This is a genomic window from Pseudomonas sp. 18.1.10 (genome assembly GCF_024655625.1).
Classification (GTDB): domain Bacteria; phylum Pseudomonadota; class Gammaproteobacteria; order Pseudomonadales; family Pseudomonadaceae; genus Aquipseudomonas.
Window position 1 is genome coordinate 19,600 of sequence record NZ_JANLGL010000018.1, and the last position, 12,335, is coordinate 31,934.

12 protein-coding genes are annotated in these 12,335 nt (G+C 61.5%); 7 read left to right on the forward strand and 5 right to left on the reverse strand.

Annotation, left to right across the window (positions count from 1 at the left end):
- The first annotated feature begins 67 nt into the window (after nucleotides 1–67).
- Entirely contained in the window at nucleotides 68–1,531 is a 1,464-nt protein-coding gene (locus NUV89_RS05170; protein WP_257780539.1) for a glyceraldehyde-3-phosphate dehydrogenase, read from the forward strand.
- A 198-nt stretch (nucleotides 1,532–1,729) separates the two neighbouring features.
- Here the strand turns inward: NUV89_RS05170 and NUV89_RS05175 are convergent, their stop codons facing one another.
- A complete protein-coding gene (locus NUV89_RS05175) occupies nucleotides 1,730–2,251 on the reverse strand; it encodes a chalcone isomerase family protein (protein WP_257780540.1) in 522 nt (173 codons plus the stop codon).
- Between the two features lie 234 nt (nucleotides 2,252–2,485).
- Between NUV89_RS05175 and sthA the strand changes: the two genes are divergently transcribed.
- Nucleotides 2,486–3,880 (forward strand): Si-specific NAD(P)(+) transhydrogenase, encoded by a 1,395-nt coding sequence (gene sthA / locus NUV89_RS05180; RefSeq protein ID WP_257780541.1) that lies wholly within the window; start codon nucleotides 2,486–2,488, stop codon nucleotides 3,878–3,880.
- A 42-nt stretch (nucleotides 3,881–3,922) separates the two neighbouring features.
- On the opposite strand, the gene NUV89_RS05185 is transcribed toward sthA, so the two are convergent.
- Nucleotides 3,923–4,645 carry a glycerophosphodiester phosphodiesterase gene (locus tag NUV89_RS05185; protein WP_257780542.1) on the reverse strand — a complete coding sequence of 241 codons (723 nt, stop codon included), beginning with the start codon at nucleotides 4,643–4,645 and terminating at the stop codon, nucleotides 3,923–3,925.
- 44 nt (nucleotides 4,646–4,689) lie between these two features.
- Complete coding sequence (locus NUV89_RS05190; protein WP_017737348.1) at nucleotides 4,690–5,274, reverse strand: PilZ domain-containing protein; 585 nt, start codon at nucleotides 5,272–5,274, stop codon at nucleotides 4,690–4,692.
- Between the two features lie 94 nt (nucleotides 5,275–5,368).
- On the opposite strand from NUV89_RS05190, the gene NUV89_RS05195 reads away from it, so the two are divergent.
- Genes NUV89_RS05195 through NUV89_RS05205 form a run of 3 tightly spaced genes read left to right on the forward strand, consistent with a single transcriptional unit; the run spans nucleotide 5,369 to nucleotide 8,613 of the window.
- Nucleotides 5,369–6,619, forward strand: coding sequence for a lipoprotein-releasing ABC transporter permease subunit (locus tag NUV89_RS05195; RefSeq protein ID WP_257780543.1), 1,251 nt, complete (start codon nucleotides 5,369–5,371; stop codon nucleotides 6,617–6,619).
- A gap of 7 nt (nucleotides 6,620–6,626) precedes the next feature.
- Nucleotides 6,627–7,310, forward strand: coding sequence for a lipoprotein-releasing ABC transporter ATP-binding protein LolD (lolD, locus tag NUV89_RS05200; protein ID WP_016971432.1), 684 nt, complete (start codon nucleotides 6,627–6,629; stop codon nucleotides 7,308–7,310).
- 58 nt (nucleotides 7,311–7,368) lie between these two features.
- Complete coding sequence (locus NUV89_RS05205) at nucleotides 7,369–8,613, forward strand: lipoprotein-releasing ABC transporter permease subunit (RefSeq protein WP_257780544.1); 1,245 nt, start codon at nucleotides 7,369–7,371, stop codon at nucleotides 8,611–8,613.
- A 106-nt stretch (nucleotides 8,614–8,719) separates the two neighbouring features.
- On the opposite strand, the gene NUV89_RS05210 is transcribed toward NUV89_RS05205, so the two are convergent.
- Both NUV89_RS05210 and NUV89_RS05215 read right to left on the reverse strand, forming a co-directional pair.
- Complete coding sequence (locus tag NUV89_RS05210; RefSeq protein ID WP_257780545.1) at nucleotides 8,720–10,066, reverse strand: heavy metal sensor histidine kinase; 1,347 nt, start codon at nucleotides 10,064–10,066, stop codon at nucleotides 8,720–8,722.
- Nucleotides 10,063–10,743: a heavy metal response regulator transcription factor gene (locus NUV89_RS05215; protein ID WP_257780546.1), complete on the reverse strand. Its 681-nt coding sequence runs from the start codon at nucleotides 10,741–10,743 to the stop codon at nucleotides 10,063–10,065. Before NUV89_RS05215 ends, NUV89_RS05210 begins: the two co-directional genes overlap by 4 nt.
- 155 nt (nucleotides 10,744–10,898) lie before the next feature.
- On the opposite strand from NUV89_RS05215, the gene NUV89_RS05220 reads away from it, so the two are divergent.
- Together NUV89_RS05220 and queF are read left to right on the forward strand one after the other, a co-directional pair.
- Nucleotides 10,899–11,414 (forward strand): plastocyanin/azurin family copper-binding protein, encoded by a 516-nt coding sequence (locus tag NUV89_RS05220; protein WP_257780547.1) that lies wholly within the window; start codon nucleotides 10,899–10,901, stop codon nucleotides 11,412–11,414.
- Nucleotides 11,415–11,475: 61 nt separating this feature from the next.
- Entirely contained in the window at nucleotides 11,476–12,306 is an 831-nt protein-coding gene (gene queF / locus NUV89_RS05225) for an NADPH-dependent 7-cyano-7-deazaguanine reductase QueF (RefSeq protein WP_257780548.1), read from the forward strand.
- Nucleotides 12,307–12,335: the final 29 nt, after the last annotated feature.

Below are 12,335 nucleotides of genomic sequence, written 5' to 3' on the forward strand. Positions count from 1 at the left end.
TTGCCTGGGGCGCATTGCTCCGAGGCCGGTCGGGCGGCATAATGTAGCCCCTTTTTTCTGCCCCTACATGTGGAAGGTTCCCGTGACTCAGAAGCCCGACCAGTGTCTTGGTGAATGGATCGACCGTGAAGCACTCGCAGAAGCGATGATTCCGCTTATCGGCCAGCTGTACCGCAATAACAATGTGGTGAGCTCGATCTATGGCCGCAGCCTGATCAACCAGTCTGTCATCGCGATTCTCAAAGCCCACCGCTTTGCGCGTCACCGTTCTGCCGACGACAGCGAACTCTCCGTCCACGAAACATTCCCACTGCTGAAAGCCATGAGCGAGCTTAAGCTCGGCGCGGCTTCGGTAGACCTGGGCAAGTTGGCCTATAAATTCCGCAAAGAAGGCGCCGGCCGCAGCGCCGAGCAGTTCGTGCGTGAAGAGATGGCCGATGTGGTTGGCCAGCAAAACGCTGCCGGTCGCAAAGGCACTGACGTTGTGTTGTACGGCTTCGGTCGTATCGGCCGTCTGCTGGCGCGCATCCTCATCGAAAAAACCGGTGGCGGCGACGGCCTGCGCCTGCGTGCCATCGTTGTGCGCAAAGGCGCCGACAACGACCTGACCAAGCGCGCCAGCCTGCTGCGTCGCGATTCGGTACACGGTCCGTTCAACGGCACCATCGTCATCGACGAAGAAAACAACACCATCACCGCCAACGGTAACCTGATCCAGGTGATCTACGCGAAGAACCCGGCTGAAGTGGACTACACCCAGTACGGCATCAAAGATGCGCTGCTGGTGGACAACACCGGTGTATGGCGTGATGCCGAAGGCCTGGGCCAACACCTGGCCTGCCCGGGTATCGACCGCGTTGTCCTGACCGCACCGGGCAAGGGCAAGCTGAAGAACATCGTGCACGGCATCAACCACGGTGAAATCACCGCTGACGACAAGATCGTGTCCGCCGCTTCCTGCACCACCAACGCCATCGTGCCGGTGCTGAAGGCTGTGAATGACAAGTTCGGTATCGTCAACGGTCACGTTGAGACGGTTCACTCGTACACCAACGACCAGAACCTGATCGACAACTTCCACAAGGGCGATCGCCGTGGCCGTAGCGCCGCGTTGAACATGGTAATCACCGAGACCGGTGCTGCCACCGCTGCTGCCAAGGCCCTGCCTGAGCTGGCCGGCAAGCTGACCGGTAACGCGATCCGTGTGCCGACGCCAAACGTGTCGATGGCCATTCTCAACCTGAACCTTGAGAAAGCCGCTACCCGTGAAGAGATGAACGAGTACCTGCGCTACATGGCGCTGCACTCCGATCTGCATAAGCAAATCGACTTCGTCAACTCGCAGGAAGTGGTTTCCACCGACTTCGTCGGCTCGCGCCACGCCGGTGTGGTGGACGCCGAGGCGACCATTACCCAGGACAACCGTGTTGTGCTGTACGTGTGGTACGACAACGAGTTCGGCTACAGCTGCCAGGTGGTTCGCGTGATGGAAGACATGGCTGGGGTCAACCCGCCTGCGTTTCCGCGCTAAGCCTTTGCGCTGAATGAAAAAGCCCCGGATGGTTCGGGGCTTTTTTATGCCTGGGGGTTTTGCGGGGGCTGCAAGGGCCTCATCGCAGGCAAGCCAGCTCCCACATTGGACTGGGTTCACAGATTTCTATTTGTGAATACATTCAACTGTGGGAGCGGGCTTGCCCGCGATGGCGTCAGCCCAGCCAACACATGACCTTCAGTCCAACAACCCCTCCGACAACCCCTTGGGCGCCAACCAGATCCCCAGGTAAACCCGCGCCAGTTCGTCATTGGGGCTACTGAACACCACCTCCCCATTGATCTCCAGATTCAACCCACGCCCAGGGCGAAAATCCAGCGCATACCGGTCACCTTTTTGGATGTCGCGAAAGCGCGCATGCAGCCTGTCCACCTCTGGCTTCAACCGGGCGCTGACTTGCTGGCGCTTCAATGTGGTGTTGGCGGCCTTGACCACATCGCCACGATCGATATCGCGAAAGTAATACAGCTCAAGGCGCAGCGCCTTTTGCTGCTCCCAGGCGAGCTTGGCGCGCATCCCGGGCGGGGCATACAGCGCTGCCGCGTAGACGTCGGCCCACAGATAGGTCAGCACCACCTGGTTTTTCAGCGCCAGCCCATGGGATTGCGCAGGAAAACCGGCTTGCCTGAGCCGGTCGGCCTCGTTGGCTTGGACCATGACCGACAACATCATCAATAAACAGAAAGCGACATGCCGCATAATGGCCCGTCCTGCAAAGGTGCTTGCTGGCAGTGTAATTGCAATTTCCTTACCCTGTAGTGACGGCAAAACTGGCCTACGACGCGACCAAGGGTTAATGTGCGCGGCGTTGAGCCTTATATAGACTGTGCCCCGGTTCACACACTTGAGCCAAAATGTCCTTCATGACCGCTGGCCGCGGCATGATTTAGCCTGGCGTCCAACCGTACGCCTGGCCTGTTCTGAGGAGTACGCATGGCTGTCTACAACTACGACGTGGTGGTACTGGGTTCCGGCCCGGCTGGAGAAGGTGCGGCGATGAACGCCGCGAAGGCAGGGCGCAAGGTGGCGATGGTCGATAGCCGTCGCCAGGTCGGCGGTAACTGCACCCACCTGGGTACCATCCCGTCCAAGGCCTTGCGTCACTCGGTGCGCCAGATCATGCAGTTCAACACCAACCCGATGTTCCGGGCCATTGGTGAGCCGCGCTGGTTCTCGTTTCCGGACGTGCTGAAAAGCGCCGAGAAAGTCATCTCCAAGCAAGTGGCCTCGCGCACCGGTTACTACGCCCGTAACCGTGTCGACCTGTTCTTCGGCACCGGCAGCTTTGCCGACGAGCAAACCGTCGAAGTGGTCTGCTCCAACGGCGTGGTCGAGAAGCTGGTGGCCAAGCACATCATCATCGCCACCGGCTCGCGCCCGTATCGCCCGGCCGATATCGATTTCCACCACCCGCGTATCTACGATAGCGACACCATCCTCAGCCTGGGCCATACCCCGCGCAAACTGATTATCTACGGCGCCGGCGTGATCGGCTGTGAATACGCCTCGATCTTCAGCGGCCTGGGTGTACTGGTGGAGCTGGTGGACAACCGCGACCAGTTGCTGAGCTTCCTCGACTCGGAAATCTCCCAGGCGTTGAGCTACCACTTCAGCAACAACAACATCACAGTGCGCCATAACGAAGAGTATGAGCGGGTCGAAGGCCTGGACAATGGGGTGATCCTGCACCTCAAGTCCGGCAAGAAGATCAAGGCCGATGCCTTGCTGTGGTGTAACGGCCGGACCGGCAACACCGACAAGCTGGGCATGGAAAACATCGGGGTCAAGGTCAACGGCCGTGGCCAGATCGAGGTGGACGAGAACTACCGCACCTGCGTGCCGAACATCTACGGCGCCGGCGACGTGATCGGCTGGCCGAGCCTGGCCAGTGCGGCGCATGACCAAGGCCGTTCGGCCGCTGGCAGCATCGTCGACAACGGCAGCTGGCGTTATGTGAACGACGTGCCGACCGGGATCTACACGATTCCCGAGATCAGCTCGATCGGCAAGAACGAGCACGAACTGACCAAGGCTAAGGTGCCTTACGAAGTGGGCAAGGCGTTCTTCAAGAGCATGGCGCGTGCGCAGATCGCCGGCGAGCCGCAGGGCATGTTGAAGATCCTGTTCCACCGCGAAACCCTGGAAGTCCTCGGCGTGCATTGCTTCGGCTACCAGGCCTCGGAGATCGTGCACATCGGCCAGGCCATCATGAACCAGCCGGGCGAGCAAAATACCCTCAAGTATTTTGTGAACACCACGTTCAACTACCCGACCATGGCCGAAGCCTATCGGGTAGCCGCCTACGACGGCCTCAACCGGCTTTTTTGAGCGGCTCCGGCCGGTGGCCTGAGCCGGCCGGGGAGACCGATTTCAGTAATTCTCGAGGGTGGCAGTGGCCAAACCGGGAAAGTCTGTAATCAGGCTATCTACGCCGAAGTCGGCGAGCCTGCGCATCAGCGCAGGTTCGTTGACTGTCCACACGGACACGTGCAGGCCCTGGCGCTGGGCTTTTTCCAGACGCTCGGGGGTGCACAGCGTCCAGTTCAACGCCAGAATCTCACAGCCGTAGTTTTGCGCGACCTTCAGCGGGTCGAGCCAGGCGTATTCGGCCACCAGCCCGCGTGACAGGTCGGGGGTGAGTTCCACCGCCGCTTTCAGCACTTCCCGCGAACTTGACGTGACCGTGACCTTGTCCATCAGGCCATGGCGTACAGCCATCTCGCGAATCGCCAGCACGGTAGTCGCAGCGCGGGTGCGCGAGGCGCTTTTGACTTCCAGTTGCCAGTGATCGAAGTCGCACTGCTCGAACAACTCTTCCAGACGTGGGATCGGGCAGGGCTTGACCCAGCCCGGACCGCCTTTGCGTGCGTCCATCTTCGTAAGGTCCGCCGCCGAGTACTCGACGACTTTGCCGCGCCGGTCGGTGGTGCGCTTGAGGGTCGGGTCGTGGATGACCATCAACTCGCCGTCCATGGACAGGTGCAGGTCCAGTTCGCAGCGGCGTACGCCGTGCTTGAGGCATTCCTGAAAGCTGGTCAGGGTGTTTTCCGGTGCTTCGCCTTTGGCACCGCGGTGGCCGTAAATCAGGGTCACAGTTGCTCCTATGCGCCAGCTCGTCTGGCGGGGTGAATGCTTGTTCAGGTGTCTTGGGCGTCGCTTTGTTCCCGCGCCAGGCGGCGTTCCTGGGCTTGTTTCTGCAGGATGTAGCGGGCAAGCAGCTGGCGTTGGGCGTCGGTCATGGATTCGAACTCCGTGCCCACGTCAAAACCAGCGCCTTTGGGATCGCAATGGGTGACCCGTGCGCGCAGCAGCAGGCCGAGCGCCTGGGGCATCAGCACCAGCTTGACCGCCAGGTGCGCGCCGGGGGCGAGCGGGGTGGGGTGTTGGAAGTCGATGCCGCCTTCGGAAATAATCACCGGCTGCGGCTCGCCAACCGCCGTGCGCAGGCTTTGCGCCATGACCTGGCTGAGCAGGTCCAGGCGTTTGTTCTGGACTTTGAGGAAGGCGGCGAGGCTGCGATCCTTCTCGCTGATCTGGCGCAGCAGGTGCTGGGCTTCGAATTCGCTGAGGTGCAGTTCGCTGAGCAGATTGAACAGCGGCGATTCATCCTGCAACACTTCCTTGCTCGCCGCTTCGGGGGCGGACAGGCTTTTGATTTGAAGTGCGATCATGTCGTCGATACGGTAGTATTCGCGGCGCTCTTCTTCATCTAATGTCGACATGGCGAACCCCAGCTAGCGTTAATGGTCTGAGTGTAAAGCTGCTTACCAGACCCCGCCACCGGGACGTCTTCTTTTCCTCCGAACAAGCCCCGACATGTTCAGACCTCTCTTCGTATTTATCGGCACGCGTTATACCCGTGCAAAGCGCCGCAATCATTTTGTGTCGTTCATTTCCTTGACCTCGATGATCGGGCTCGCCTTGGGCGTGGTCGTGATGATCGTGGTGCTGTCGGTGATGAACGGCTTCGATCATGAGATGCGCACCCGCGTGCTGGGCATGGTGCCCCACGCGACCATCGAGGGCGATGCGCCCATCAGTGACTGGCAAAGCCTGGCCGACAAGGTCAAGCAGAACCCCAAGGTGCTGGCTGTCGCGCCATTTACCCAGATGCAGGGGTTGCTGACCCACGACGGCAAGGTGCAGAAGATCCTGCTCAATGCCATCGACCCGGCCCAGGAGCGCAACGTCTCGATCATCGACAAGTTCATGTTGTCGGGCAAACTCGATGACCTGGCTCCCGGCGAGTTCGGCATCGTGATCGGCGACAAGGCTGCGGCCAAGCTCGGTGTGAACCTGGGCGACAAGCTGACTTTCGTCGCCCCGGAAGTCACCGTGACCCCCGCCGGCATGTTCCCGCGCATGAAGCGCTTTACCGTGGTCGGCACCTTCCACGTGGGCGCCGGCGAGATCGACGGCTACCTCGGCCTGACCAACCTCACCGACCTGGCCCGCCTGCATCGCTGGAAGCCGGACCAGGTGCAGGGCCTGCGCCTCAAGTTCAACGACTTGTTCGACGCCCCGCGTACCTCGTGGGAAATCGCCCAGCACCTGGGCGAATCCCAGTACTACGCCCGCGACTGGACCCGCACCCACGGCAACCTGTACCAGGCCATCCGTATGGAAAAAGCCATGATCGGCCTGCTGTTGCTGCTGATCGTCGCCGTGGCCGCGTTCAACATCATCTCCACGCTGGTGATGGTGGTGAATGACAAGAAAGGCGACATCGCCATCTTGCGCACCCTTGGCGCCACGCCGGGGCAGATCATGGCGATCTTCATGGTGCAGGGCACGGTGATCGGCGTGGTCGGCACCCTGATCGGCACCGCCGTCGGCATCCTTGCCGCGCTGAACGTCAGCGCCGCCATCGCCGGCCTCGAAACCCTGATCGGCCACAAGTTTCTCAACGCCGACGTCTACTTCATCGATTACTTGCCGTCCCAGGTGCAGGCCCAGGACGTGCTGATGGTGGGCGGCGCCGCGTTGGTCTTGAGTTTCCTTGCCACCCTGTATCCAGCCTGGCGCGCGGCACGCACCCAGCCAGCACAGGCCTTACGTTATGAGTGAATCGGGCATGAGTGAAAAAGCAATCTTGAGCTGCCGCAACCTGGGCAAATCCTACGAGGAAGGCCCGGAATCGGTGGTGGTGCTGTCAGACCTGCAACTGGAGTTGCACCCGGGCGAGCGCGTGGCGATTGTCGGCAGTTCCGGCTCTGGCAAAAGTACCTTGCTGAACCTGTTGGGCGGCCTTGATACGCCGTCCCAGGGCAGCGTCTGGCTGGCCGGTGAAGAACTGTCGGCCCTCGGTGAAAAGGCCCGTGGCCAGTTGCGCAACCGTTCCCTCGGTTTTGTGTACCAGTTCCACCACCTGTTGCCCGAGTTCACCGCCCTGGAAAACGTGTGCATGCCGCTGTTGATCGGCAAGACCGCGATCCCGGAGGCCCGTCAGCGCGCCAAGGCGCTGCTGGAGCGCGTCGGCCTGGGCCATCGCCTGGAGCACAAACCGGCCGAACTGTCCGGCGGCGAACGCCAGCGCGTGGCCATCGCCCGCGCCCTGGTGAACAACCCGGGCCTGGTGATGCTCGACGAGCCCACCGGCAACCTCGACTCCCACACCGCCCAGGGCATCAAGGACTTGATGCTGGAACTGAGCACGCAGATGCGCACCGCGTTCCTGGTGGTGACCCATGACATGAGCATGGCCCGCCAGATGGACCGTGTGCTGCACCTGCAGGAAGGTCATCTGGTCGCCATCTGACCTGTTTCAAGCCCGGTGTCTGACATCGGGTTTTCTATTTTTCCAACGGTGCCCGCGAATGTTCAGACCGTTATCGATTTTCATCGGCACGCGCTATACCCGCGCCAAGCGCCGCAACCGTTTTGTTTCGTTTATCTCGATGACCTCGATGATCGGCCTCGCCCTGGGTGTATTGGCGATGATCGTGGTGTTGTCGGTGATGAATGGCTTCCAGCGCGAAATGAGCTCACGCATCCTCGGCATGGTGCCCCACGCCACTATCGTCGGCGTGAACCCGATTGACGACTGGCAGCCAGTGGCCGCCGCTGCGATGAAGAATCCTGAAGTGACCGCCGCAGTACCGTTCACGCAGATGGATGGCATGTTCTCCTACAAGGGCGCGATGCAGCCGATTGAGATCAGCGGCGTCGATCCAGCCCAGGAAGGCAAGGTGTCGATCGTGGCCCAGCACATCGTGCAGGGCAAACTGGAAGACCTGAAACCCGGTGAGTTCGGCGTGGTGGTCGGCGAAATCACCGCACGGCGCTTTCGCCTGAATGTGGGCGACAAGCTGACCCTGATCGTCCCGGAAATCAGCACGGCGCCGGGGGGTATCACCCCGCGTATGCAGCGTCTGAATGTGGTCGGTATCTTCAAGGTCGGCGCCGAGCTGGATGGCTCCATGGCCTTGATTCACATGGCCGACGCGGCAGAGATCCAGCACTGGCAGCCGAACCAGGTGCAAAGCGTGCGCCTGGCGGTGAAAGACCTGTATGCGGCGCCCAAGGTCTCGGCGGATATCGCCGGCAGCCTGGGCGCGGCCTACAAGGCGGACGACTGGACCCACACCCAGGGCAGCCTGTTCAGCGCGATGAAGATGGAAAAAACCATGATCGGCCTGCTGTTGCTGATGATCGTCGCCGTGGCGGCGTTCAACATCATCGCGACCTTAATCATGGTGGTGAACGACAAGGGCGCCGACATCGCCATCCTGCGCACCATCGGTGCCACGCCACGGCAGATCATGGCGATCTTCATGGTGCAGGGCACGGTGATCGGCATCGTCGGCACCTTGATCGGCGGCGTACTGGGGGTGATTGCGGCGCTGAACGTGAGTGCGCTGGTGGGCTGGATGGAGCGGGTGACCGGCCAGCATATCTTCAGTTCGGACGTGTACTTTGTCAGCAACCTGCCTTCGGAGCTGCAAGGTGGCGATGTGGTGCTGATTTGCACGGCGGGGTTTGTGTTGAGCTTTTTGGCGACGCTGTATCCAGCGTATCGGGCGGCGAAGATTGAGCCGGCGCATGCGCTGAGGTATTCGTAGGCCTTTGGATCGCTATCGCAGGCAAGCCAGCTCCCACAGTTGAATGTATTCACAAATCAAAACTGTGGGAGCGGGCTTGCCCGCGATAGGGCCGGCACAGCTTGCCTCAATCTGGAGCCGGCAACTCAATCACAAACCTGGTCCAACCCTTCCCCGACTCACAAAAAATCCGCCCGCCGTGCGCCCGCACAATCGACTGGGTAATCGCCAACCCCAACCCCGCGTGCTCGCTGCTGCCCTCATGGCGCGCGGGGTCCGCCCGGTAGAATCGGTCAAACAGCCTCGGCAGCAACTGCGCTGGAATACCTTCCCCGGTATTTTCAACGGTCAGCCTCACGCCTTCCTCTATCCTCACCCGCACCTCACCCCCCGTCGGCGTAAACCGCAAGGCGTTATCCAGCAGATTCGACAGCGCCCGACGCAGCATGCCGCGGTCGCCTGCTGTATGCGCAGAACCTTCACGCACCAGGCTGACCTGGGCGTCCTCCGCCAGCAACGCAAAAAACTCCAGCAAGGTGTCCACTTCATCGGCCAATACCAAGGGCTCACGCTTGGGCATCAGCAAACCGTGGTCGGCCTTGGCCAGGTACAGCATGTCGTTGACCAATTGCGCCATCCATTGCAGCTCTTCCAGGTTGCTGTGCAGCGCTTCGCGGTAGTCCTCCAGCGGGCGCGGCTGGGTGAGGATGACCTGGGTGTGGGTCAGCAGGTTCGACAGCGGTGTGCGCAGCTCATGGGCGATATCGGCGGAGAACGCCGAGAGGCGCTGGAAGGCATCGTCCAGGCGGCCGAGCATGGCGTTGAAGGCTTGGGCCAGTTCAGCCAGCTCGGCCGGCATCTGTTCCTGGGGCAGGCGCTGGGTCAGGGAATGAGCGGATACGCTGGCCGCCACTTCACCCATGCGCCGCAACGGCCGCAGCCCGCTGCGCGCGGCCCAGGCACCGAGCAATGCGGTGGCGAGTGCCGAGAGGCCAACGGTGAGCCAGATCAGATGCTGCATGCGTTGCAGGAAATGCTGGTGGTGGGTGATGTCGAGCATCAGGCTCAGTTGCGGTGAGCCAGGCTGATTGGCCGTCAACGGCGCGTTGTATACCCGGTAGTTGGTGCCAGCGTTTTGCAGGCTGTGCAGGCCGGGGGGCTCGGGCAAGGTCACGTTCGGTGCGCCGTCGAACCAGCGCTGGCCCGCGCGGGTAATGCGCAGCGTGAGGTCGGGCTGGTGACTGAGTTCGGCGCGCAGTTGGGCTTCGCGCCGGGCAAAGGATTCGGCCGAGTCCACGCCCTGCAAGGTGCTGCGCAGGGCAACGAGCTGGCTGTCGAGCTGTTGCTGGTCGAGCTCGATGAAGTGCGCCTCGCTGGCGCGGTTGAACAGCACGCCGGCGAGCAACGAGACCACCGCGGTACACGCCGCAAACAACAGTGCCAGGCGGCTGGCCAGGGACAGGCGCTGGATCAATTGAAGCGCTCCTCCAGCACATAACCCATGCCACGCACGGTGTGGATCAACTTGTTGGGGAAGGTGTCGTCGACTTTCAGGCGCAGGCGGCGGATCGCCACTTCGATGATGTTGGTGTCGCTGTCGAAATTCATGTCCCACACCTGGGAGGCGATCAGCGATTTGGGCAGCACTTCGCCCTGGCGACGCAGCAGCAGTTCGAGCAGGGAGAATTCCTTGGCGGTGAGGTCAATGCGCTGGCCGTCCCGCTCGACGCGGCGGCGGATCAGGTCCAGGCGCAGGTCGGCCAGTTGCAGGGCGGTTTCCTGTGGCGCGCTGCTGCCACGGCGCAACAGGCTGCGCACCCGGGCCAGCAGTTCGGAAAAGGCGAAGGGCTTGACCAGGTAATCGTCGGCGCCCAGTTCCAGGCCGTGCACGCGGTCTTCCACGGCGTCGCGGGCGGTGAGGAACAGCACCGGCGTCTCCAGGCCGGCGCTGCGCACCGCTTGCAGGATTTGCCAGCCATCGCGACCGGGTAGCATGACGTCGAGAATCAGCAGATCGTAGTCACCGGTCAGTGCCAGGTGCTGGCCGCTGGTGCCGTCGGCCGCCAGCTCGGTGGAAAAGCCGGCTTCGGCCAGGCCCTGGCGCAGGTAGTGGCCGGTTTTCGGTTGGTCTTCGACGATCAGCAGTTTCATGGGCGGCTCTGAGTGGCGGTGCACGAGGCGCTTTATACCGTGGGTTCCAGGGTAGGGGCGCAACCTGACAAAGTTGTAATCTAGCAGTCAGCTGGCTGGCAGCGGTCCCATCTTAAAGTGCTGTTCAGTGTGTTACACATTTTTGGAGAGTCGAGATGGCGTTGCGTACACCCCTGTTATTGGCAGGTTGCCTGTTGGTGGCGAGTTTTGCCGCGATGGCGGACCCGGCGCATACCTATGCATTTGGCCACGCAGCAGCGGCCGCTCAGGCCACGCGCACCGTGGAAGTGACCTTGCAGGATATTTCCTTTTCGCCCAAGTCATTGGACGTAAAAGCCGGTGAGACCGTGCGCTTTGTCTTGGTCAATAAAGGCCAGTTACTTCACGAATTCAACCTGGGCGACGCGGCGATGCATGCCGAGCACCAGAAGGAAATGTTGCAGATGCAGGCCAGTGGCATGCTCACGGCCACTGGCATGGGCAAGATGGATCACAGTGCCATGGGCCATGGCGCGATGATGAAACACGATGATCCCAATAGCGTGTTGGTCGAACCCGGGAAAACCGCCGAGTTGACTTGGACCTTTACCCGGTCCACGGGCCTGGAGTTTGCCTGCAACCTGCCTGGGCATTACCAGGCGGGCATGGTGGGAGAGCTGAACGTCGAGTAGGCCGCAAAGGCGGGGGCAAAGGCTGGTAGACTGGCGGCGTTTATTTAGCCAGGTTTCCGCCATGCATCCCGCAGCCGAACATTCGCCGCTGGGCAAGTCCAGTGAATACATCTCCACCTACACCCCGTCGTTGCTGTTTCCGATTCCTCGCGCCGCGAAATGGGCCGAGCTGGGCCTGAGCGCCGAGACCCTGCCCTACAAGGGCGTGGACTTCTGGAACTGCTTCGAACTGTCCTGGCTGCTGCCGTCGGGCAAGCCGGTGGTGGCCATCGGTGAGTTCAGCATCCCGGCTGACTCGCCGAACATCATCGAGTCCAAGTCCTTCAAGCTGTACCTCAACTCGCTGAACCAGACCGCGTTTGCCGACACGGCGAGCCTGGAAGCGACCCTGCGCACCGACCTCGGCGCCGCTGCCGGCAAGCCGGTCAGTGTGCGCATCCGCAGCCTGGCCGAGATCGAGGCCGAAGGTGTGATGGCGTTGCCGGGCGTGTGCATCGATGAACTGGACATCAGCGTCAGCAACTACGAGCACCCGCGCCCGGAGCTGCTGCGTTGCGATGCTTCGCGCATCGTCGAGGAGAGCGTGCACAGCCATCTGCTCAAATCCAACTGCCCGGTGACCAGCCAGCCCGACTGGGGCAGCGTGGTGGTGGAGTACCGTGGGTTGGCGCTGGATCACGCCAGCCTGCTGGAATACATCGTGAGCTTTCGCCAGCACTCGGACTTCCATGAGCAGTGTGTGGAGCGGATCTTTCTCGACCTGCAACGTTTGCTCAAGCCTGAGACGTTGACGGTGTATGCGCGCTATGTGCGGCGTGGTGGGTTGGACATCAACCCGTACCGCAGTACTGAGGATGTGGCGTTCCAGAACGTGCGCCTGGCGCGCCAGTAAGTTCCACGTAAAAACAATTGTGGGAGCGG